Source organism: Xanthomonas sp. fls2-241-TYG-148, from assembly GCF_030208815.1.
GTDB classification, from domain to species: domain Bacteria; phylum Pseudomonadota; class Gammaproteobacteria; order Xanthomonadales; family Xanthomonadaceae; genus Xanthomonas; species Xanthomonas campestris.
This window is the reverse complement of record NZ_JARVTE010000015.1, coordinates 49,469-71,045: the sequence shown is the minus strand read 5'-3', so window position 1 is coordinate 71,045 and position 21,577 is coordinate 49,469. Positions and strand designations below refer to the sequence as shown.

General features: G+C 67.6%; 17 protein-coding genes and 1 other RNA gene. 7 read left to right on the top strand and 11 right to left on the bottom strand.

Annotated elements, in window-relative coordinates:
• Positions 1-41: 41 nt before the first annotated feature.
• Together QRM60_RS15630 and paoC are read right to left on the bottom strand one after the other, a co-directional pair.
• Complete coding sequence (locus tag QRM60_RS15630; RefSeq protein WP_011038791.1) at positions 42-254, bottom strand: hypothetical protein; 213 nt, start codon at positions 252-254, stop codon at positions 42-44.
• Positions 255-850: 596 nt separating this feature from the next.
• Positions 851-3,064, bottom strand: coding sequence for an aldehyde oxidoreductase molybdenum-binding subunit PaoC (gene paoC, locus QRM60_RS15625; protein ID WP_285446559.1), 2,214 nt, complete (start codon positions 3,062-3,064; stop codon positions 851-853).
• A gap of 502 nt (positions 3,065-3,566) precedes the next feature.
• Between paoC and QRM60_RS15620 the strand changes: the two genes are divergently transcribed.
• The 5 genes from QRM60_RS15620 to QRM60_RS15600 all read left to right on the top strand — a co-directional run bounded on the left by QRM60_RS15620 (position 3,567) and on the right by QRM60_RS15600 (position 8,464).
• A complete protein-coding gene (locus tag QRM60_RS15620; protein ID WP_186829554.1) occupies positions 3,567-4,301 on the top strand; it encodes a DUF3348 domain-containing protein in 735 nt (244 codons plus the stop codon).
• A 10-nt stretch (positions 4,302-4,311) separates the two neighbouring features.
• Positions 4,312-6,969: a DUF802 domain-containing protein gene (locus tag QRM60_RS15615; protein WP_285446558.1), complete on the top strand. Its 2,658-nt coding sequence runs from the start codon at positions 4,312-4,314 to the stop codon at positions 6,967-6,969.
• A complete protein-coding gene (locus QRM60_RS15610; RefSeq protein WP_285446557.1) occupies positions 6,966-7,619 on the top strand; it encodes an OmpA family protein in 654 nt (217 codons plus the stop codon). Before QRM60_RS15615 ends, QRM60_RS15610 begins: the two co-directional genes overlap by 4 nt.
• Complete coding sequence (locus QRM60_RS15605) at positions 7,616-8,329, top strand: DUF2894 domain-containing protein (RefSeq protein ID WP_285446556.1); 714 nt, start codon at positions 7,616-7,618, stop codon at positions 8,327-8,329. Before QRM60_RS15610 ends, QRM60_RS15605 begins: the two co-directional genes overlap by 4 nt.
• Before the next feature lie 60 nt (positions 8,330-8,389).
• Positions 8,390-8,464: non-coding RNA, sX9 sRNA (locus tag QRM60_RS15600), on the top strand.
• Positions 8,465-8,631: 167 nt separating this feature from the next.
• Here QRM60_RS15600 and QRM60_RS15595 read toward each other — a convergent pair.
• The 4 genes from QRM60_RS15595 to QRM60_RS15580 all read right to left on the bottom strand — a co-directional run bounded on the left by QRM60_RS15595 (position 8,632) and on the right by QRM60_RS15580 (position 14,303).
• Positions 8,632-10,734, bottom strand: a complete 2,103-nt coding sequence (locus QRM60_RS15595) for a TonB-dependent siderophore receptor (RefSeq protein WP_285446584.1) — start codon at positions 10,732-10,734, stop codon at positions 8,632-8,634.
• 127 nt (positions 10,735-10,861) lie between these two features.
• Positions 10,862-12,130, bottom strand: a complete 1,269-nt coding sequence (locus QRM60_RS15590) for a DUF3526 domain-containing protein (RefSeq protein ID WP_285446555.1) — start codon at positions 12,128-12,130, stop codon at positions 10,862-10,864.
• The gene (locus QRM60_RS15585; RefSeq protein ID WP_285446554.1) at positions 12,130-13,566 is read right to left on the bottom strand and encodes a DUF3526 domain-containing protein; all 1,437 of its coding nucleotides are present in this window, start codon (positions 13,564-13,566) and stop codon (positions 12,130-12,132) included. Before QRM60_RS15585 ends, QRM60_RS15590 begins: the two co-directional genes overlap by 1 nt.
• A complete protein-coding gene (locus QRM60_RS15580; protein WP_225043053.1) occupies positions 13,563-14,303 on the bottom strand; it encodes an ABC transporter ATP-binding protein in 741 nt (246 codons plus the stop codon). Before QRM60_RS15580 ends, QRM60_RS15585 begins: the two co-directional genes overlap by 4 nt.
• Before the next feature lie 314 nt (positions 14,304-14,617).
• Between QRM60_RS15580 and QRM60_RS15575 the strand changes: the two genes are divergently transcribed.
• The gene (locus QRM60_RS15575; protein WP_115555253.1) at positions 14,618-16,459 is read left to right on the top strand and encodes a M14 family metallopeptidase; all 1,842 of its coding nucleotides are present in this window, start codon (positions 14,618-14,620) and stop codon (positions 16,457-16,459) included.
• 182 nt (positions 16,460-16,641) lie between these two features.
• Here QRM60_RS15575 and QRM60_RS15570 read toward each other — a convergent pair whose 3' ends face one another.
• Entirely contained in the window at positions 16,642-17,574 is a 933-nt protein-coding gene (locus QRM60_RS15570) for a LysR family transcriptional regulator (protein WP_011038802.1), read from the bottom strand.
• A gap of 129 nt (positions 17,575-17,703) precedes the next feature.
• On the opposite strand from QRM60_RS15570, the gene QRM60_RS15565 reads away from it, so the two are divergent.
• Positions 17,704-18,108, top strand: coding sequence for a Rid family hydrolase (locus QRM60_RS15565; RefSeq protein WP_103702288.1), 405 nt, complete (start codon positions 17,704-17,706; stop codon positions 18,106-18,108).
• A gap of 48 nt (positions 18,109-18,156) precedes the next feature.
• Here the strand turns inward: QRM60_RS15565 and QRM60_RS15560 are convergent, their stop codons facing one another.
• The 4 genes from QRM60_RS15560 to QRM60_RS15545 form a co-directional block, all read right to left on the bottom strand.
• Positions 18,157-19,059: an SDR family oxidoreductase gene (locus tag QRM60_RS15560; protein ID WP_076036533.1), complete on the bottom strand. Its 903-nt coding sequence runs from the start codon at positions 19,057-19,059 to the stop codon at positions 18,157-18,159.
• A 166-nt stretch (positions 19,060-19,225) separates the two neighbouring features.
• Positions 19,226-19,600 carry an Atu4866 domain-containing protein gene (locus QRM60_RS15555; protein WP_176994107.1) on the bottom strand — a complete coding sequence of 125 codons (375 nt, stop codon included), beginning with the start codon at positions 19,598-19,600 and terminating at the stop codon, positions 19,226-19,228.
• A gap of 11 nt (positions 19,601-19,611) precedes the next feature.
• Positions 19,612-20,157, bottom strand: coding sequence for a nuclear transport factor 2 family protein (locus tag QRM60_RS15550; RefSeq protein WP_183110918.1), 546 nt, complete (start codon positions 20,155-20,157; stop codon positions 19,612-19,614).
• A 17-nt stretch (positions 20,158-20,174) separates the two neighbouring features.
• Positions 20,175-21,245 (bottom strand): aldo/keto reductase, encoded by a 1,071-nt coding sequence (locus QRM60_RS15545; RefSeq protein ID WP_115555251.1) that lies wholly within the window; start codon positions 21,243-21,245, stop codon positions 20,175-20,177.
• Positions 21,246-21,577 lie beyond the last annotated feature (332 nt).

Here is a 21,577-nt window from a genome sequence, read left to right as displayed (position 1 = left end):
GCGCATGGCGCTACGCCGCAGCGCCATGCACGCTCGGCGGACTACAACAGCTGCGCGCGGCCGACCGCGCCGAGGCCTTGTGCGAGCGCAGCCATTTCGTTGGCCAGCGCGATGACGTCGCCACCGGCCTGTGCGGCGGTGGTCATGATGCGTTGATAAGCGTCCCAGAAGTCCGGTCCACTGCCATAGGCGTCGTGGAACCCTTGCAGCTCCAAGACCAGCAGATCGGACACTTGCATGTCAGAGCGGTCCATTGTGTTTACCTCGTTGGGGAATGTCCCCGGCCCGCAGCTTATACCCGTTCACCTTACAAAACCGGGTCCGCCAGGCGACAGCGGCGGCGAACCTGAATTGGTTAAATTGCTGGCTTTGCGATGGCTGAACAGTGTGCCTGCGGCCGTAAACGCCGCGATTCTGCAGCGCTTTTTGACACGGAGGACACATCCGCAGCAGCGCATGTCCATCCGCATTATCCAAACGCATTGTTGACGCTGCAGGCGCACTCAACTGTGGAACCAGTTGCATGCCTAGCAGGCACGCTCGCATCTGCTCGTAGTGCGAGCACTCGCGACACGCGCTGCAGCTTCCCAAGCTACTGCTCGGATCTCGAACCGCCTGGCCACACATCTGCGTTTGGAATGAACGAATTTGCCGCTTCAAGTGCGTTGGCGAACACCCTACTTGCCCACTCAAATGCAGCACGTCTAAACCCCGGTCAGGCGGGTGTGCCAGGACTGCATCTTGCGGCGGCTTCGTCGCAAGACAACTCCGGCAACACCTGCGACCGATGCAGATCACGACGCAATCAGCTCACTGCGCATTGCCGCAGCACACCACGCGCAACCACCACTCATCCCGCCCGTCGCGGCAACTGTGCCAACAACTTGTCCAGCGTAATCGGGTAGTCGCGCACGCGGATGCCGGTGGCGTTGTAGACAGCATTCGCCAACGCCGGCGCCACGCCGGTGAGTCCTAATTCGCCCACGCCCTTGGCTTTCAACGGCGACATGGTCGGGTCCACCTCGTCGATGAAATGCGCCTCCAGATGCGGGATATCCGCATGCACCGGCACCTCGTAACCGGCCAGGTCGTGATTGACGAAAAAGCCCAGCCGGGTGTCCACCACCATGTCTTCCATCAACGCCGCACCCACGCCCATCACCATGCCGCCGATCACCTGGCTGCGTGCGGTCTTGGGATTGAGGATGCGCCCGGCCGCGCACACCGCCAGCAGCCGGCGCACGCGGATTTCGCCGGTATCGGCATCCACCGCAACCTCGGCGAAATGCGCGCCGAAGGTTTGCTGCGCGTACTGCTGTTTCAGTGTGCCGAACTCCATCGCGTCTTCGGCCACCAGCTCGCCACCGGCGGCCGCCTGTGCCAGCGCAATGGAACGCGTGCCGGCGTGCACCTTGCCGTCGGCAAAGCGAGCCTGGTCCACCGGCATGCCCAGGCGCTGCGCCACCGTCGCGCGCAGCTGCATGCAGGCGGCATACACGCCGGCAGTCACCGAGGCGGCACCTTGCTGCCCGCCGGAACCGGGCGTTTCCGGAAAGCTGGAGTCGCCCAGCCGCACCACCACCTGGTGCAGCGGCAGGCCAAGCAGCTCGGCCGCGGTTTGCGCCACGATGGTGTAGCTGCCGGTGCCGATGTCGGTCATGTCGGTTTCGATGGTCAGCGTGCCGCTGCGATCCAGCCGCGCACGCGCAGCGGCCTTGGAGATCGGCGCGCCGCGAATGGCCGCGGCCATGCCCATGCCGATCAACCAACGGCCGTCGCGCACGCTGGCCGGCGTGGGGTTGCGCCGCGACCAGCCGAAGCGCTGCGCGCCGCTGCGCAGGCACGCGATGAAGGGCCGCGTGGAGAACGGCCGCTGCGGCTGTTCCGGGTCCACCTGGGTGTCGTTGACGATGCGCAGCTGCACCGGGTCCATGCCCACGCGTTCGGCCAGTTCGTCCATGGCCACCTCCAGCGCCATCATCCCCGGCGCCTCACCGGGCGCGCGCATGGCATTGCCTTCGGCCAGGTCCAGCACTGCGAGCCGCACCGCGGTCATGCGGTTGGCGCCGGCGTAGAGCGCGCGCGTGGACAAGGTGGTGGGCTCGCTGCGGCCGCCGCGCAGATTGCCGGACCAGCTTTCATGGCCGATCGCCGTAAGCCGCCCGTCTGCGCCGGCGCCCAGCCGCAGGCGCTGGAGGGTCGCCGGCCGGTGGATGGTGCTGTTGAACATCAATGGACGCTGCAGGGCCAGCTTGACCGGCCGCCGGGTGATGCGCGCGGCCAGCGCCGCCAGCACCAGATCCGCCTGTGCGGTGCCCTTGCCGCCGAAGCCGCCGCCGATGAACGGCGACAACAACCGGATGCGCTCCTTGGGCACGCCCAGCGCCTTGCCTAGATCGCGCGTGCCCCAGTTCATCTGCTGGATGGCGGTGTGGCAGATCAGCTGCTCGCCTTCCCAGCGCGCGATGGTGGCGTGCGGCTCCAGCATCGCGTGCGCCTGGTCGGGCGTGCGAAAGGTGGCATCCACGGTGAACGGCGCGGCGGCATAGGCGGCGGCAAAGTCGCCCTGGGCGGTCTGCGGCGGCCCGCCGAACGGCGCCTGTGGCGCCACCGGGGCGCTGGCCTGCTGGGCCGCCAGGTCGTACTGCCCGCGCTCGCGCGCATAACGCACCCGCACCAGCGCCGCACCGGCGCGGGCCTGTTCAAAGGTTTCGGCCACCACCACCGCCACTGGCTGGTGGTAGTGGTCCACCTGCGGCGCGGCCAGAAAGCGCTGCACATAGAAGTCGCCGGTGCCCAGCGCGGGCACGTTCTGGTGGGTAAGCACCGCAATCACCCCGGGCGCGGCGAGTGCGGCGGCAGTGTCCAGTGCGGTGATGCGCCCCTTGCCGATCGCCGCGCCGAGAATGTAGCCGTAGGCCATCTGCCCGGGCTGGTCGTGCCATTCATAGGCGTAGCGGGCCTGCCCGGTCACCTTGAGCGGCCCGTCCACGCGGTCGACCGGCTGGCCCAGCACCTTGAGCTGGTCGGCGGGCGTGGTGCCTGCGGGGGTGTCGAACTTCATGTGGGTGCTCCTGAGGGGGACGGGCGGGTTGCGCGCCGCCGCGCCTGGGCGCTGGCGAGGGACTGGCACTGCCAGATCGGCCTGAATCAGCCGGCGCACGCGGCGGCTCGGACAGCCGCCAATGCCTACCCGTTTGTAGCAAACGCAGGCGCCACCCGGAGCCCGTTTCCCGGCATGGGGTCATGAACAGGCTTCATGAATCGGCGGGATGCAGGCGCTGCGGGCAATGGCTGCCTCTCCCTGCAGCCATTGCCCGCGCTGCGACGGACCAAGCCCTGTCCGCAGTGCATGGCAAGGCGGCCGCCCGAATGTTCAGAGAAAAGCCCCCCCTCCCATCTCCCCGCGATCTCCCCGCGCCCCGACGAATCCCCATTCCCCATTCCTCATTCCCCATTCCCGATTCCCCCTCCATGAACGCCACCGCCCGCCGCAGCCCCCGCCCGCCCCGGCAAAGGGAGCGGCTGTCATTCCCGTGTAAAATGCGCGGTCTTTGACCGGAAGAATGGCGAAAGCTCCTCCACGGGCGCCCCTCTCGGGCCCGGCGTTCATTCGCCTGCTCGCTCGCCTCACCGACGTCCACGTCGCGCAGTCCAACCACGCGCTGGCCGATCGGCTGAGCCAGTGGATCGACTGGACGCGCGCCGTTGCCGTGTCCAAGGCACTGGACGGCAAGCTGCCCGACGCCGAAACGCTGCCCGAGGTGAACGCCATCGGTGCCGACGACTGCGCGCGCCTGCGCGCCACCCTGGCCACCAGTTGCGTGACCGAGCTGGACACGCTGCTCACCCGGCTGCGCAGCGAGGCCCGCGCCGCCGCGGCCGCAGGCGCCCCCGCACCACTGGCCGACTACGCACCGTTCCGGCAGCACTACCTGGCCATGCAGCGCGGCATGCGCAGCACCACCGGCGATTTGCGCGGCCGGCTGCGCGACATGCTGGCGCAATCGGGCAACGGCGAGATGGCGCGCCTGGCCGAAGTGGACGCGGTGATGGAACTCACCCTCAGCCCGCGCGAGCAGAGCCTGCTGGCCACCGTGCCCACCCTGCTCGGCACCCATTTCGAACGCCTGCGCGCGGCCCACCACCCCGCGCAAGACACCGACATCGCGCCAGCACGCCCCGGCTCGGATGCCTGGCTGGACGTGTTCCGCAACGATCTGCAGAGCGTGTTGCTCGCCGAACTGGAAGTTCGTTTTCACCCTATCGAAGGCCTGCTTGCAGCGCTTCGCACCCGCTAATTGGGACGTCATGTTCAGAACTCTCGTGTCCGTTTTCGTGTTTCTTGTCGGCCTGCTGGCGGTGTGCTGGGTCGGCATCGGTTACCTCGGCTCCAACCCGCTCGGCGCATTGGTCGCCGCGGTCATCGGGGCGTGCTACATCGCCGGTGCGCTGGAGCTGTACCGCTACCGCCAGGCCACCATTGCGCTGGAGCAGGCGCTCGAAGGTGTGAGCAGCGCACCCGCGGCGCTGGCCGACTGGCTGCAGACCGTGCCCGCCGGGCTGCGCAACGCCGTGCGCCTGCGCATCCAGGGCGAACGCGTGGCGTTGCCGGCGCCGGTGCTCACCCCGTACCTGGTCGGCCTGCTGGTGCTGCTGGGCATGCTCGGTACCCTGCTTGGCATGATGGCCACGCTCAAGGGCACCGGTTTTGCGCTGCAGAGCGCCACCGACCTGCAGGCCATCCGCGGCTCGCTGGCCGCACCGGTCGAAGGCCTGGCATTCGCGTTCGGCACCTCCATCGCCGGCGTTGCCACCTCGGCCATGCTCGGGCTGCTGTCGGCGCTGTGCCGGCGTGAGCGCCTGCAGGCCGTGCAACAGCTGGACCTGAAGATCGCCACTGCGTTGCACCCGTATTCGGACGCGCACCAGCGCGGCGAGACCTTCAAGCTGCAGCAGCAACAAAGCGCGCTGATGCCGGCCCTGATCGACCGCCTGCAGGCATTGATGGCCAGCATCGAGCAGCACAGCAGCGCCGCCGATGCACGGCTCACCGCGCAGCAGGCCGACTTCCACGCGCGCACCGAAGCTGCCTACCTGCGCCTGGCCGAGTCCCTGCAGCAGTCATTGCAGGCCGGTGTGGCCGACAGCGCCCGCGCAGTGGGCGATGCATTGCAGCCGGCGATGGCCGCCACCATGGCCGGCATCGCACAGGAAACCACCGCCCTGCATGCGCGCATCAGCGACGCGGTGCAGCAGCAGCTGGAAGGCATCAGCACCGGCTTTGCGCACAGTGCCAGTGCCGCCAGCGCGCACTGGAGCACGGCGATGACCGCGCAGGAACGTGCGCAGCAGGCGCAGACCGAACAGCTGCAGCATGCGCTCGCACAGATGGCGCAGCAGACCACCGCCCTGCAGGACAGCGTGGGCCAGGCCGTGCAGCAGCAGCTGGGCGTGCTGACAGACGGATTCGAACGCAGCACCAGCGCTGCCGCTGCCAACTGGCAGGCCGCGCTCACCGCGCAGGAACAGGCCCAGCAGGCGCTCACACAACAACTGCAGAGCACCCTCGCACAACTCGCCACGCAGACCACCGCACTGCAGGACAACCTTGGCCAGGCGGTGCAGCAGCAACTGGCTGCGCTCAACGATGGCGTTGCGCACAGCACCGCCGCGGGGGCCGCAGGCTGGGCCGCGGTGCTGGCCGAACACCAGCAGTCCACCCAGGCGCTCAGCGCGCAATTGCAGCGCACGCTGGAGCAGATTGCCGAGCACAGCACCACGCTGCAGGACGGCGTGGGCCAGGCGGTGCAGCAACAGCTCGATGGGCTGAGCACCGGCTTCGCTGCCAGCACCGCCACTGCCGCGCAAACCTGGACGGCGGCAGCGAGCGAGCAGCAACGCGCCAACCAGAGCCTGACCGATGCACTGCACACCACGCTGACACACTTCGCCAGCACGTTTGAAGCCCGCTCCGAAGCGTTGGTGGATGCGGTGTCCGCGCGCCTGGAACAGTCCAGCAGCCAGACCGCCGATGCCTGGAATGCCGCGCTGGCGCAGCAACAGCAGGCCAGCGCGGAGCTGGCCGCTCAGCACCAGGGCGCACTGAGCGCAGCCAACGCCAGCAGCGAGGCGCACGCCGCCGCGTTGATCGGCACCCTGCAGCAGGCGCATGTTGACTTGCAGGCCGCACTGGAAGCACGCGACGACACCCGCCTGGCGCTGTGGAGCGAGCGCTTCACCGCGATGAGCACGCGCCTGAGCGCGCAATGGGAACACACCGGCCAGCAGGTGGCGCAGCAACAACAGGCCATCTGCGACACCCTGGCCGCCACCGCCAGCGAGCTTTCCACGCAGGCACAGGCACAGGCCAGCGCCACCATTGCCGAAGTGTCGCGCCTGATGCAGATCGCCGCCGAAGCCCCCAAGGCCGCTGCCGACGTGGTGGCCGAGCTGCGCCAGAACCTCTCCGAAAGCATGGTGCGCGACACCGCGATGCTGGAAGAGCGCAGCCGCCTGCTCGCCACGCTGGACACCTTGCTCAACGCGGTCAATCACGCTTCCACCGAACAACGCGTCGCCGTCGACGCATTGGTCAGCACCTCGGCCGATCTGCTGCAGCGTGTGGGCAGCCAGCTCACCGAACAGATCGGCACCGAGACCAGCAAACTCGAGGCGGTGGCCGCGCAGGTCACCGGCAGCGCGGTGGAAGTGGCCAGCCTGGGCGACGCGTTCGGGCACGCGGTGCAGTTGTTCAGCACCTCCACCGGCGAGCTCAACGACCGCCTGCAGCACATTGCCGGCGCACTGGATGCGGCGCAGGCGCGCAGCGACGATCAGCTGGCGTATTACGTGGCGCAGGCGCGCGAAGTGGTGGACCTGAGCATGCTCTCGCAGAAGCAGATCATCGAAGAACTGCGCCTGCTCGATGACCGCCGCGTGGACGCCAACGGAGCGCAGCCGGCATGAGCGATGAGATCGACCTCGATGGCGAATCCGCCGCACCGATCTGGGCCGCGTTCGGCGACCTGATGTCGGTGCTGCTGGGCGCGTTCGTGCTGATCCTGGTCGGCGTGATCGGCGTGCAGCTGCAGCTGTCCAGCCGCCTGGACGACGAGGTCAAGCAACGCCAGGCCGAAGCGCAGCGCCGCAAGACCCTGGAACAAGCACTCGCCGCACCGCTGGCCGCCGGCCGCGTCACCCTGGTCAACGGCCGCATCGGCATCCGCGGCAGCGTGCTGTTTGCGCTCAATTCCGACCAGCTGCAGCCGGAAGGCCGCGAGGTGTTGAAGAGCCTGGCCGCGCCACTTTCCGAGTACTTGGTGTCGCGCGAAGAGATCCTGATGATCAGCGGCTTCACCGACGACCGCCCGGTGCTGGACAGCAACCGTCGCTATGCCGACAACTGGGAACTGTCCGCGCAACGTGCGCTCACCGTGACCCGTGCGCTGATCGCCGAAGGCGTGCCCGCCTCTTCGGTGTTCGCGGCCGCTTTCGGCTCGCAACAGCCGGTGGATTCCAATGCCGACGAAACGCGACGCGCCAAGAACCGCCGTGTGGAAATCGCGCCGATTCCGCGCCCGTCGCCCCCCCCTGCTGCCGCCGCCGCACCACGATGAGCCGCACCGGGTCATCCACCCAGGCGCAGCTGGAACAGTGGCGCGCGCAAGGCGCCGACCAGCGCGACCCGGTGCGCTTCCATCTGATGCAGACCTTGCAGGCACGTGCCGCCACGCAGCCGCCGGCCGTGCGTCAGGTGCTGGAAGACAAGCTTGCCGCGTTGGTGACGGCCTATGCACAGGCGCTGCAGCCGGCGCCGGTCTCCGTGCCCGTACCTGCGCCGCCAGAACCAGCAGCCGCGCCCAAATCGCGCGCGCGCAACAAGCGCAGCGCCGCACCTGCGCCTGCACCGGTCTCCGCACGCCAGGCACTGAGCGAGCTGCTCACGCAGATGGCCGGCCACACCGCACTGCTCAGCGACAGCAGCACCGGCAATGCCGCGCATGCTCCGCAATTCCCCGAGTTGCCGGCGCTGGACGACTTCCGCCGCACCTGGGCCACGGTGCGCACCGCCAGCCAGGTGCGGCAATCGCTGCAGGACGCGCCCGCCGATGCCGGCCCGCTCAATTCCAGCGTGCTGGTGCATCGGTGCATCAGCCTGATGCGCGCGCAGGCGCCCGGCTATCTGCAGCACTTCCTCGCCTACGTCGATGCCTTGTCGTGGATGGAGCAGCTGCAGCACGGCGGCGCACTGGCCAACGAAGCGCCGGCACCGACATTGCCGGGCAAGAAACGCAGCCGCAGCGCGGCGCCGAAGCGACGCGCTTAGAGCAGCTCTCAAAACGACTGCGCAGCCCCCAGGCGGGCGCGGCCGTTGCTCGGAATCGGCATGTACCCACGTACATTCCGGCTCCTCCGCGCCATCCGCACCCACCTGACCACTGCTCGCTACGGTTTGTTAGCCGCGCTTAGCTGCACGAATGCGATGTGCGTGATGCGCGTCGGCATCGCGGCGCGCGCGCTATCGCCTCGGGGCACTCTTTGAGTTCGGTGTCGCGTGCCGTGCAGCGCCCGCTACAACGGCGCAGCGTCCTGCACGGCGACCGCGCAGCAGACGAACGGGCGCGCACTTCAGAACCTCAGCCGTGCGCCCACCGTCCAGGTGCGCGGCGCGCCCGGATACACCCATTGCTCGCTGTATGAAAACGCGGCGTAGCGGCGGTCGGTGAGGTTTTCCACCTTTGCATATAGTCGCAGACGCTCGCTGAGGTCGTAATGGCCCACCAGGCGCCACACCGTGTAGGCCGGCAACACGAAGCCGGTGTTGCTGTCGACCGACCCCAGCCGCTCACCGGTGCGCGACACGCCCACTCCGACCGCGGCGCTGCGCGTGCCGCTCAACGGTTGCGCGTAGTTGACGAAGGCATTGCCGCTGAAGCGTGGCACGTTCGGAAAGCGACGCCCTTCGGCAAGCCCGGTGCCCACTGCAGCGGCGCTGCTGCGGGTCACCTGCGAATCGGTATACGCCAGGCCCACCGAGGCGGCCAGGTGCGGGGTGAGCCGGCCCAGCAGATCCAGCTCTGCGCCTTCGCTACGCATCTGCCCCACCGGCAACGAAAAACTGGTGTCGGCCGGATCCAGGCTCAACACGTTCTCCTTGTCGATACGGAACACCGCCAGTGTCGCTTCCAGGCCCTCGCCGGGCTGCACGTATTTCAGGCCGGTTTCCAGCGAGCGGCTCTTCTCGGGCGCGAAGCTTTGCCCGTTGGCACCCACGCCGCTATTGGGGCGAAACCCGGCCGCCGCACTGGCGTACAGCGACAGCGTGTCATCCACATGCACGGTGAGCCCGGCACGCGGGCTGATGACGCCGTCGGAGGCTTGCTGCGTGGTTGCGCGCAGACGGTTGGCAATGTCCTGCTGATAGTGGTCGTAGCGCACGCCGAGCAAGGCCTTCCAGCGCGCGCCCAGATCGATCTGGTCCTGCGCATAGACGCCCCACACCTGTTGTCGCTCGTCGGTATCGGTGATCGGCGCCAACCGCCCGGGTTGCGCCACGCCATAGCGCGGTGCAAGCACGTCGATGCTGTAGGGCGTGGCCGCCGAGCGCGCGCGCAGCTGGTAGCGGCTGTCGTTGAAGCGGTTGCCGTCGATGCCGAACAACACGTGATGGCTGACCTTGCCGCTGCCGAGCGTGCCCAGCAGTTCGGCGCGCGCGGCGATGTCGCGGCCCTGGTAGTCGCGGTAGCGGCGCTCGCGCCGCAGCGTGCGATCGTCGGCCTGCAGCGTCCACGGCTCGGTGGAAAAGCCGCGCATGCCACTGTCGCGATACGTGGCACCGCCCTGCAACGACCAGGTCTGGTTCAAGCCATGCACCGCGAACACCTGGTGGCCGGTGGAATGCAGATCGATGTCGCCATCGCCCGGCTCGCCCAGAAAGCGCGACGCCGGCAGGCGGTTGGCATCGCCATCGATGGCGGTCACGCCGCGATCGAACGGGGTGTGGATGCGCAGCAGTTCCAGCTCGTAGGACACCGTGGTGTCGGGCGTGGGCATCCACAGCAGCGACGGCGCCAGCAGCGTGGCGTCGCTATCGACCGTGTCACGGAAGCTGTGCTGGTCCTTGTGCATGAGATTTACGCGGTAGGCCACGGTCTCGCTGAGCGGGCCGGTGCTGTCCAGCGCGGCGCGGTAGCTGTCGAAGCGCCCGGCAGACAGATCCACGCTGTGCTGCGCATCGAACAAGGGTTTCTTGGTGACGATATTCACCGCACCACCTGGCTCGCCGCGCCCGTACAACGCCGACGCCGGCCCCTTGATCACCTCCACGCTCTGCGTATTGGCGCCATCGCGCAGGCCGTTGTAACCGCGGCTGGCATTGAAGCCGTTGACCATGTAGTCGGAACTGAAGTTGGGGTCGCCGGTAAATCCGCGGATCGAGTAGCTGTCCCACAACCCACCCAGGTTATTGGCCTTGGTGATGCCGCTGGCCATGTCCAGTGCGCCGGCCAGGTCGGTGACGCCGGCATCCTCCAGCAAGCTGTGGTCGAGCACGCGTGCACTGATCGGCAGATCGCGCAGCGGTGCTTCGGTCTTGGTGGCGCCGGTCACCGTCAGTGCGCGGTACGGTGCGTAGTCGCTGCGTACCTGCACCGCATCCAGGCTGCGCGCCTGTGGCTCGGCCGCAGTGGCCGGTGCGGCGGCGCAGGCGAGCACGCCAAGCAGCGGCAGCATCGAGACAGCGCGGCGGTGCGGAAGAAGACTGGACACGGGGCAGGACTCCTGAAAGACAGCCGCCGGTGGCGGCTGTCGCGATGAAGGCACACAAAAATCGATGCGACGGTGATGCGGGAATGCGCCGCTAGGACGCCGGGTCTGCCATCGCTTCAAAGCGCGGTGCGCGTGCGAAGTCGTCTCCGGTAAACGCGCGATCGCGGAACAGGAACCCGTAGTAGTACGTGCGCAGTGCGCGGTGGTAGTTGCGGATGCGGTCCTGGTAGGCCAGCTGCGCCTGCAGATCGGTGCCGGCCAGACGCGTCAATGCAGCCTGCAGCGCCACTGGTGGCAACACCGCGGCCACGCGCTGCGCCAGCGCTTCGCGGCGGAGCAGGCCTTGCCGGTACGCGCTCACCTGCGGTGCCACCTGCGCATCGCCGTTGGCGTGGAAGGCGAAATACCACTTGTAGTGGAATGCATCGGTCAGCGGCGGCGAATCCGCCCACTGCGGATGACGCGCGTAGAACGCCTGCATGGTGTCCTGGCGCGGAATGTCCCAGGCGTGGTTGACCGCTTCGCGCTGCAGCCGCGCAATCTCGGTGCCTTGATTGACCGGCACCGCCTGGTTGATCGCCACATGCGCCAGCGCCGGTGCCACCAGCGCCAGCACCACCCAGCACGTGGCCAGCGCAGTGGCATGCGCGGCCGGCCGCCATGGCAGCCGCCCCACCAGCACCGCCACCACCACCCAGAACAACAGATAGGCGCAAGTCAGCGCCTGCACCGCCAGTTGCTGGCCCAGCGGCACGCCATTGAGCGTGGCGGCCACCGCAAACGGCAACGCCAGGCATAGCAGCACCGCCAGCGCACGCACCGTCAGCCGCCGCGCCAGCAACGCCGTGCCGGAACCGGGCAACGCCGCCAACATGCGCGCGCGCCCGGCCGCCTGTTCGCCAGAGCGCAGGTCGAACAACAACGCAATCACAAACAGCGGCAACAGGAACACCACCACGAATGCGTAGTCGAAGCGGCCAGCCAGCGCGAGTTCGGGGTTGTAGCTGTCGCCGTCATGGATCTGCGCCTCCAGGCCCAGCGCACGCACGCGCAGGATGTACGGCGACACATCGCGCATGCCCACCGCAGCAAACGCCAGTGGCGCAGGCGGATCCCAGGTGGGATGGAAACTGTAATACGCAGCGCTGCCGGCATCGTTGCTGCGCGCCACATACGCCTGCACCGCAGCGATGTCTTCCTGCTGCAAGGCCGCGATGCGCGCGATGTTGTCGCGCTGCGCCTGCATGAGGTGGTGCCCGGAAACCAGGCTGCACACGCCCAGCAGCACCAGCAAGGCCAGCCCTGCCACCGCCGCGCGTGCGCGCAGCAGCAACAGCCATTCGTAGCGCCACACGGCCATCAGCGTGCCACTCCCATCCGCCGCGCGGCCACCGTGACCAGGCACAGCGACAGCAGCAACCAGCCGGCGAGCAAGGCAAGGCTGGCACGCCCTGCGTGCAGCAACTGCGCCGTGGCCGATGGCTCGAATGCAAACACGGGAATGCGGTGCCAATGCGCGGCATCGATGCGCTTGCGCTGGTCGGCACCAGCATCCTTGGCGGTGTCGTCGGCCAGGCTCACCGCATCGGCCTGCAATTGATTGAGCTGCTGCACCAGGCCATAGCGATACCGCTCGGCCTGGCTGAGAAAACGTTCGTGCGCGCGCAAGTCGGTCTCGGCCACCGTCATCGAGACCTCGCGCAAGGCCACCGTAGGGCTGAGCAGCGCAAACATGCGCACCAACAGATTCTGTTGCTGCTGGATCGCCGAATCGCGCGCCGCGTAGCGTTCGAACAGGCTGGCGGTCAGGCGTTCGCCCTCCAGTGCCAGTAAGCCCTTGTAGTTCACCGGCAGGTCTTCCACCCGCTGCACGCCGTACTGCGCCAGCACCTGTTGTTTGAAGTGCGCAAAGTGCGGGTCATCGGGGTTATGGCTGTCGCCGAGCGTGCGCAAGTCGCGCTGGATCGCCACGTCCGTTTCCAGCCGCGTGGGCAGGCGATACGCGGCATTGGCGACATCCGGCGCCACCCGCGGTACCAGCAGGGCCAGCCAAACCCACAAGGCCAGCGCCACCAGCAAGGCATCGCGGCCACGCCGGCACAGCACCGACACCGTCAGCACCAACGCGCACCATGCCAGCAGATACGCCGCATACGACAGCACCAGTACCGCCACCCGCACGCCCTGCCCCGGCAGCACCGCCACCGGCACCAAGCCGACCAGCGCGGGCAGCAGGCAGGCCGCCGCCACTGCGGCCAGGGCCAGATATTTTCCGCTCAGTACTTGCATCCGCGTGGCGCCCTGCAGCAACACCACGCGCAAGGTGCCGGTTTCCTGTTCGCGCGCCACTGCGCCGTAGCCCAGGAACACCAGCAGCAGCGGTGCCAGCACCTGCAGCACGAACGCAGGCGTGAGTTGCCCGAAGCGCACCAGCAACGAGCTTTGCCGCACGTCGCCGAAATTGGCGGTGTTCTGGCGGTGGCCTTCCAGAAACATGCTGTTGCCGGTGAAGGCATCCACGCCGGCATCGAAGGCCGCCAGTGCCGGCAACGGGCGATAGATGAAGTGCCCGTAATGCACCACGCGGTGCGGGTGCCGGTCTGGCTGCGCTTCGAACGCCTGCTGCGCGGCCTGCTGCTGCCGGGTGCGGAACTCGGAGACCTCGCGCTGATGCTGCGCGGCGGTCAGCGCGGACACCAGCGTCAACGCCATCAGCAACACCAGGCCGATGGCCGCGGACCGGTTGCGTGCCATGTAGCGCAGTTCTTCGCGTGCCACCCACAGCACAGGACTCATGCGGCGCGGTCCTGCGGCCGCGCAAAGCGCGCATGCAGGGTGCGCACGTCGAAGCCGCTGTCACCAGCGCCGACTTCATCGACGATGCGCCCGTTTTCCAGAAAGCCGATACGGTCGGCCACATCCACCGCACCGAGCAGATCGTGCGTGACCATCAGCACCGCGCCGCCGCGCGCACGCACGCTGCTCACCAATTGGTTGAAGTCTCCGATGGCGCGCGGGTCCAATCCAGAGGTGGGTTCGTCCAGCAACAGCACCGGCACCTCGCGCAAGGTGGCCACGGCGATCGCCACCTTCTGCCGCATGCCCTTGGAAAAACCACCCAGGCGCTGCGTCCATGCCTCGCGCTGCAGCCCGGCCGCGGCCAGCGCAGTGCCAATCGCCTCCGGGCTACGCCGCTGCCCGGCCAGCGCCAGCAGGTAGTCGGCATTTTCCAGCGCGCTGAGGTGCTCGTAGAGCGCCACGTTTTCCGGCAGATACGCCAGGCGCGCCCGCGCCCGCCCGGGGTTGGCCACCGGGTCCACACCATCCACCTGCAGCTGCCCGGACACCGGCCGCACAAAGCCCAGCAACGCCGACAACGTGGACGACTTACCCGCGCCGTTACCCCCCAGCAGCGCATACACACTGCCCGGCTGCACCTGCAGGTGCAGCCCCTGCAATACCGCGCGGCCGCGGTAGGACACGTGCACGTCGACAAGGGAAATGGCAGAAACAGGCGGCGCGGCAGAGGACATGGCAAGCGGTCATTACAAATGAATTGATACGTTATCACATTGCGGATGGCGCTCGTGGAGCCGGGCGGTGGCCGCCTGATGCGTCGCCGGTGGCGCAGTGATGCAGCGGCTTGCGTTGCTCCAGGCACACCGCTTTGAACAGCTCGGCGCGCACCGTCTTTACACGCTCGATCAGCGAAACGAACGCGGCTGGCTGCGGAGCGACGCCCACTGGCCTGCCGGCACCACAGACGCACCAAAAAAGTGCAATGTTATTCTGTTACGAAACATCGCTGCATCCACACCGTATTCGTCAACGAGACCCTGATCACCGCATGCCTTCTCCCCAGCACGGCCGCCTGCCCCGCACCTCCACCCGCAACCCCATCGCCGGTGACGCCGCCACCGCGCCGCGCTGCACACCCGCCCGTGCCAGCCTGCTCGCGCTGACCTTGCTGGCCAGCCTGCACGCGTCCGCGCAGCCGGCCCTGGATACCCGCGCGCCACTGCCGCCGGTGCGCGCCTGGCATGGCGCCAGCGAGTCGCTGGTGATGAAGGCGAACGCCGAGTGGGCAACGCCGGCCGAACGCAGCGACTTCGTCAGCACGCCCAGCTATGCGGATACCCGCGCGTGGCTGGAGCGCTTGGTCGCCGCCTCGCCGCTGTTGTCGCTGGAGGTGTTCGGCACCAGCAGCGAAGGCCGCGACCTGCTGCTGGTGCGCGCCCGCAAGGGAGCAGCCGGCAAACCCGTGGTGCTGGCCCAGGCCGGCATCCACGCAGGCGAGATCGATGGCAAGGACGCCGGCCTGATGCTGTTGCGCGACATTGCGCAGGGCAGCAAGGATGCGCTGCTGGACCAGGTGGATTTCGTGTTCGTGCCGATCCTCAATGTGGACGGCCACGAGCAGCGCGGCCCGCTGGTGGGCGAGGCCCTGCGTGGCCCGCAGGGGGCGGGCTGGAACAGCACCCCGCGCGGCATCAACCTCAATCGCGACTATCTCAACCTCGAGACGCCGGAAGCCCGCGCGGTGGTGGCGCTGCTGCACCGGCTGGACCCCGCGCTGTACATCGACCTGCATGTCAGCGAGGGGCTGGATCATCAATACGACATCACCTACACCTTCGCCGGCTGGGGCACGTATGCACGCTCGCGCGCCACTGCCGGCTGGCTGCAGCAGCGCTTCACCCCGGCGGTCGATGCCGCGTTGCGCACGCAGGGCCACACCCCCACGATCTACCCCAGCCTGATCGACGAAAACGACCCGCGCTCGGGCCTGCGCTACTCGCCGGAAGGCCCGCGCTATTCCACCGGCTACGGCGACTTTGCCGGCATCCCCACCGTGCTGGTGGAGAACCACCGGCTGAAGTCCTATCGCCAGCGCGTGCTCGGCGACTACGTGCTGCTGGAAGCGGCGCTGCGCGTGGTGGCCCGCGACGCCGCGCGCATTGCCGCCGCCAAACGCACCGACCGCGCTGCACGGCCCGCCGAACTGATGGTGGCCTGGGAGCGCCTGGAGCAGCCGATCGCGCAGCTGCCCTTCAAGGGCGTGACCTACACGCGTGCGCTGTCGCCGGCATCGGGCCGGCAGGAGCTGCGCTGGGAAGGCCGCGATGCCACCTGGACCATGCCGGTGATCGGCTATCGCCAGACCCAGGCAGTGACGTACCCGCAGGCCTGGTGGATTCCGCCCGGCAATGCCGATGTGGTCGCGCGATTGGATGCCCACGGCATTCAGTACGAGCGCCTGCAGCAGCCACGCCAGTTGCGCGTGGAGCGCACCCGCATGGTCAAGCAGTCTGGCCGCAACACCCCGCACAGCGCGCAGGTGGAAGAAACCTTCGCGCCCGGCAGCATCCGCATTCCTTCTGACCAGCCGATGCGCATGCTGGCCGCCGCCTTGCTGGAGCCGCAAAGCAGCGACTCGCTGCTGGCCAGCGGTCTGTTCCGCCACGCCGGCAACCCGGACAGCGGCCTCTACGGCGCCGAGCTGGTGCGCTTCACCGAACGCGTGTTGCAACACGACGCAGCCTTGCGCAGCGACTTCGAACGCAAGCTCGCCGATGATCCCGCATTTCGCGCCGATGGCGACGCGCGCCTGCAATGGATCTACGCCCGCTCACCGTATGCCGCACTGAGCGGCTGGCAATATCCGGTGCGGCGTGAGGTGCGCGAGTAAGCGGCCGCACTGCGGCCGCTGGCGTGCGGCAGTGCCTGGTGAGGCTGAGTCACTGCATACAGCGCAGAGGGCACCACGCAAGCGCGCAGGAAGGCGCACCTCACCGGCGATGACATCCCCCAACATGTCGCTTCCAACGGATGCGCAGTGATCAACATGATCACCACATCGCCCGTGGACCGTTACGCCATCGGTCGCTGCACTACCGGCGCATGCTCGGCCATCAACGCAATCACCCAATCGATGAACACGCGGAGCTTCGCGCTCACGTGCCGGTTGGGCGGGAAGGCGATCGAGAGCGGCATCGGGTCCAGTTGCCAGTCCGCGAACACCGGCAGCAGTTCGCCGCGGCTCAGCGGTGCACGCGCCATGTACTGCGGCAACCACAGCACGCCCATGCCGGCCAGCCCCGCGGCCAGGTAGGCATTGCCGTCGTCGCTGGCCACCACGTAGCGGCCGTGCACCTGCACGTGTTCGCCATCGCGCTGCATCACCAGTGGCCACGGCACGCCATCGCCCCAGCGCATGAAGCCCACGGTGCGGTGGGCAGTGTCTTCTAGCTCGCGTGGATGCGCAGGCATGCCCAGGCGTGCGAGATAGCCGGGCGCTGCATACACGCCCGCCTGCAGGTCTCCCACATGCCGCGCCACCAGCGATTGATCGGTGATGGTGCCGCCGCGCACCACGCAGTCGATCTGCTCGCCGATCAGATCCACGCGGCGATCGCTGGCGCCCATGTGCAACTGGATATCCGGATACCGCGCATGAAAGTCCGGCAGCGCGGGCATCAGGATCAGGCGCGCCAGCGGGCTGGGCACATCCACGCGCAAGCGCCCACGCGGCACGCTGGATGCGACCGACAAACTGGTTTCCGCATCGTCCATGTCGGCCAGCAAGCGCACCACACGCTCGTAATAGGCCGCGCCATCGGCGGTGACCGCCACGCGGCGCGTGGTGCGGTTGAGCAAAGTCACCCGCAGGCGCGCCTCCAGCTGTTGCACCAGCTGGGTCACCGTTGCCCTGCTGATCTGCAGGGTGTCGGCGGCCTTGGTGAAGCTGCCGGACTCGACCACACGTGCGAATGCCTGCATTGCATCGAACCGATCCATCGCCATCCTGCGGTTTGCTCAATTGTTTGGATTCTACAAATAGTCATGTGCGCTGGCAGGGATTTATCCGCTGCCGTGCGCTGCTTACTGTGGCTGCACGTTCGATGGGCACGTTGCCCACACAGGAGATACCCCATGGCAACACGTGATGCTGTTTTCCCCGCAGGCCGTCAGGCGCTGTATGAGCGCAACCGCTACTCGCCTGCTCTTCGTGCGGAGGGCCTGCTGTTTGTCTCCGGCCAGGTCGGCAGCCGCGACGATGGCTCGCCCGAACCCGACCTGGACGCCCAGATCGCACGGGCGTTTTCCAACCTCGACGCGGTGCTCGCCGCGGCGGGCTGCACGCGGGACGACGTCATCGACGTCACCTGGTTCATGGTCGACCCGGACACCATCTTCGACGCCGTGTTCAAGCAGTGGGCCACGCACTGGGGCCCGCCGCCCTACCCGACCGTCACCGCTGTGGGCGTGACCTGGCTGTACGGCTTCCAGTTCGAGATCAAGGTGATTGCCAAGCTGCCGGAGCAGGTGGCGGCGTGATCGCAAATGCAGGGGCCGCGCGTGGCGGCCCCTGCATCGCCTCACCGCTCAGGATGGTGATGACTGCGTTGCCACACTGCGCAGGCGCTCCATGCCCATGATGCGGAACACGCGCTCGGTCTGCGCCTCCACGACGGCATTGATTGCCTCGGCACCGTAATCGGCAAAATCCACCGTGATTCGCAGTGGTTTGGCACCCACCGGCAACGCCAGTACGCGGGCGATCGCGTCGGCCACCGCCTGTACGGGTGCCGGCTGCGCATCGCGGAACAACCGGCGCAGGCCGGGCGAATAATTGTCGAATTCCGGCTGCACGGCGGCATAGCCGTCCACGGCTTGGGTGTCCTGCGGATGCACCGCGGTCTGGAAGTGCGAGGTGCCGTCCATGAAGGTGCCGGGCATGACGATGACGGTTTCGATGCCCAGCGGCTGCACTTCGTAGGCGGTCGTTTCGGCCACTGCATCGAGTGCGTATTTGCCGGCAACGTACGGCATCATGAATGGCGCAACGATGCGGGTGATGGTGCTGCCCACATACAGCAAGGTGCCGTGGCCCTGCTTGCGCAGCTGCGGCAATGCGGCGCGATTGAGCCGATGGGCGCCCACCGCGTTGGTGTTGAAACTGTCGGCCAACTGCTCGGCAGTGAACCCTTCTGCCATGCCGATATACAGATGCGCCGCGTTATGGATCACCACATCCAGATGACCATGCTCGGCCACCACCTGTTCCACCGCGCGCTGGCAGGACGCCTCGCTGTGGATGTCCATGTCCACCACCCGCACCTGCGCGGCGTGCGCACGTGCGTAGTCTTCCAGCGCATGCCGGCGTTCCTTGCTGCGCCCGTCGGGGTCGCGCACGCCGGCATACACCACATAGCCCGCGCGCATGAGCGTCTGCGCCGTGAGCAGGCCCATGCCCGATCCGGATCCTGAAATCAGCACTGTCTTCATGTTGTCTCCGATGCAATGACGCCTCCGGATTGCGCGCAGGCTTTGCCACCGGCGCGGAGGCGAAGGCCGGAGCAGAGATTCAACGGTGCGTTGCGCTGCGGGTTGAAGCGGTGTCTGGTCACGCACGCTGCAGTGGCATTCCACACTGCAGCGCTATGTGGTTTCGTTACTCGCCAGTTTCGCGATAGAACACCATGCCACCGTGATGCAGTTCATCGGCGGTGACGAACGTGCCATCGGCGGTGAAACCGGTGTCGTCCCAATACTGGATCCGATTGCCTTCCACTTCATAGCGGCCTTGATAGGCACTCTTGCGTGTGCCGCGGGCTTCGTCGTAGCGGCCGGTGGGCAACAGCTCCTGACGGATGCGGCCGTCGCCAGTGACCCACATGCCCAAGTACGGATGGTGTTGCATGAGATGCTCCGAAGGAGAAGAAGAAGCTGCGCTGCCGACGCCGGATGCATCGCCGCGCCATGCGCTGGTGGGCCCGCACAGCACGGCGGCGCCGGCACCAATGGCCACCGCCACAGCGAGCTGCATGCGGGTATCGTTCATGGGCTGCCCACGCGTGCAGCCGTGTCCGGGATGCGTTGCAACACATCGGTGTAGTGCGGCAGATCCAGGAAGGCGTTGACCTCCACCACTTTGTCGTCGCGCATCCGCATGATCCACGCATACCGATTGCGGTACGGGGCGCCATCGCGCGCAGTGGCCACGCCTTCCCATTGCACGATCACATGCGCACCATCGGCCCACAGCTGCCAGTGCAGCGGCCGCAGCGGCGTGGACAGGCGGCTGGCCAACGGGCGCACCGCTTTATCGACCAGCGCATCGCGCCCATGCACGGTGCCGGCGAACGGGCCGGAGCCTTCGATGGTCCAGGTGACGTCGCTGGCCAGCAGCGTGTCGAACAACCCGCTGCCGCCGGCCGCCCACTGTTTGAACGCGGTATCGACCAGCTGCTTGTTGTGCGCAGCCATGCGCGAGGTGTCGTGCTGTGCGGCTGCGGCGGGGGCGGCCACGCTGGCCGCCTGTGCGCCGGGCAGCCACAGCACGGCCGCCAGCAGGACGGCAGGCAATGCGGTGTGTCTGCTCATGTGCGGTACTCCTGTGCTCAACGGCGCAGCTGCACGCTGCCGGTGCCGTAGATGAGTTGCTGCGCCATCGGCCGGCCGATGAATCGCTCGGGAAAGATCGGCGCCGGCGCGCTGGCGTCATCCAACCGCTGCAGTTGCGCATCGCTGAACGTCAGGCCGAGTGCACCGAAGTTGTCCAGCGCCTGCTCCAGCGTGCGCGCGCCCATCACTGGCGCAACCACCGCCGGGTTGCGCAAGGTCCACGCCAATGCGACCTGCGAGCGTGAGGCACCCAGTTCGTCGGCGATCTCGCCCACCACATCGGCAATGTCCAGCGAGCGCGCGTTGAGATGCCCGGTGGAGGCAATCACGCCCTTGCGGCTGGCAGCCACATCCGCACCGTTCTCGTCGGAGAGATCTGCGCGCGTGTACTTGCCGGTGAGAATGCCGCCGCCCTGCGGCGACCAGGGCATGACACCTAGCCCCAACTCACGCGCCATCGGCATCAGCTCATGCTCGACCGTGCGCTCGACCAGGCTGTACTCGATCTGCAGGGCCACCAACGGCGACCAGCCCCGCAGGTCCGCCAGCGTCTGCAGCTGCGCCACGCGCCAGGCCGGCGTGTTGCAGATGCCCAGGTACAGCACCTTGCCGGCACGCACCAGATCATCCAGCGCGCGCATCACTTCATCCGGCGCGGTGGTGAAGTCCCAGGCGTGCAGGTACAACAGGTCGATGCGGTCGGTGGCAAGCTGGCGCAGGCTGGTTTCCACCGAGCGGATCAGGTTGAGCCGGTGATTGCCGCCGGAATTGATGTTGCCCGGGTCGCGCGCCATGGTGAACTTGGTCGCCACCACCACACGCTCGCGCTTGTCGGCGATCAGCCGGCCCAGCATGCGTTCGGATTCACCGTTGGTGTAGTTCACCGCGGTGTCGATGAAGTTGCCGCCACGCTCGACATACGCATCGAAGATGCGCGTGGCGTCGGTTTCATCGGCACCCCAGCCCCATTCCTTGCCGAAGGTCATCGTGCCCAGCGCCAGCGGCGAGACGCGCAGGCCGGAGCGGCCGAGCAAGCGATACTGATCCAGAGACGTTGCGTGCTGCATGGGAATTCCTCCTGTTGAAGTAACGCGCGGTACTGCACTGCGCTGGGGAACACTGTGCTGCAGGCGTGTGCGGAGCCGGTAGCCGCATCCTCCGCAATCCTTGCCTGATCCGCCGAGCGCACAACCGGCCGCTACACCGTGGCAGGCGCGACCGCATCGCAAGCGCGCAACCACATCAGCGCGACCAACCTTTGCATCGCCGCGTTGTGGACACCCAGCACAACCGGTGGCGCTGCACGCCGCCGCAGAGGCTGCATTCCAGCGCTGTCTTCGCCCACACGTGATGCGCACAGCGACACCAAGCGATCTCAGCGGTAGGTGCTGGTCGCCCG

Bases quoted from the DNA above. Each gene is read 5' to 3' on its own strand.
- QRM60_RS15630 (WP_011038791.1), bottom strand. From the start codon at position 254: ATGGACCGCTCTGACATGCAAGTGTCCGATCTGCTGGTCTTGGAGCTG.
- paoC (WP_285446559.1), bottom strand. From the start codon at position 3,064: ATGAAGTTCGACACCCCCGCAGGCACCACGCCCGCCGACCAGCTCAAG.
- QRM60_RS15620 (WP_186829554.1), top strand. From the start codon at position 3,567: ATGGCGAAAGCTCCTCCACGGGCGCCCCTCTCGGGCCCGGCGTTCATT.
- QRM60_RS15615 (WP_285446558.1), top strand. From the start codon at position 4,312: ATGTTCAGAACTCTCGTGTCCGTTTTCGTGTTTCTTGTCGGCCTGCTG.
- QRM60_RS15610 (WP_285446557.1), top strand. From the start codon at position 6,966: ATGAGCGATGAGATCGACCTCGATGGCGAATCCGCCGCACCGATCTGG.
- QRM60_RS15605 (WP_285446556.1), top strand. From the start codon at position 7,616: ATGAGCCGCACCGGGTCATCCACCCAGGCGCAGCTGGAACAGTGGCGC.
- QRM60_RS15595 (WP_285446584.1), bottom strand. From the start codon at position 10,734: ATGCTGCCGCTGCTTGGCGTGCTCGCCTGCGCCGCCGCACCGGCCACT.
- QRM60_RS15590 (WP_285446555.1), bottom strand. From the start codon at position 12,130: ATGGCCGTGTGGCGCTACGAATGGCTGTTGCTGCTGCGCGCACGCGCG.
- QRM60_RS15585 (WP_285446554.1), bottom strand. From the start codon at position 13,566: ATGAGTCCTGTGCTGTGGGTGGCACGCGAAGAACTGCGCTACATGGCA.
- QRM60_RS15580 (WP_225043053.1), bottom strand. From the start codon at position 14,303: ATGTCCTCTGCCGCGCCGCCTGTTTCTGCCATTTCCCTTGTCGACGTG.
- QRM60_RS15575 (WP_115555253.1), top strand. From the start codon at position 14,618: ATGCCTTCTCCCCAGCACGGCCGCCTGCCCCGCACCTCCACCCGCAAC.
- QRM60_RS15570 (WP_011038802.1), bottom strand. From the start codon at position 17,574: ATGGCGATGGATCGGTTCGATGCAATGCAGGCATTCGCACGTGTGGTC.
- QRM60_RS15565 (WP_103702288.1), top strand. From the start codon at position 17,704: ATGGCAACACGTGATGCTGTTTTCCCCGCAGGCCGTCAGGCGCTGTAT.
- QRM60_RS15560 (WP_076036533.1), bottom strand. From the start codon at position 19,059: ATGAAGACAGTGCTGATTTCAGGATCCGGATCGGGCATGGGCCTGCTC.
- QRM60_RS15555 (WP_176994107.1), bottom strand. From the start codon at position 19,600: ATGCAGCTCGCTGTGGCGGTGGCCATTGGTGCCGGCGCCGCCGTGCTG.
- QRM60_RS15550 (WP_183110918.1), bottom strand. From the start codon at position 20,157: ATGAGCAGACACACCGCATTGCCTGCCGTCCTGCTGGCGGCCGTGCTG.
- QRM60_RS15545 (WP_115555251.1), bottom strand. From the start codon at position 21,245: ATGCAGCACGCAACGTCTCTGGATCAGTATCGCTTGCTCGGCCGCTCC.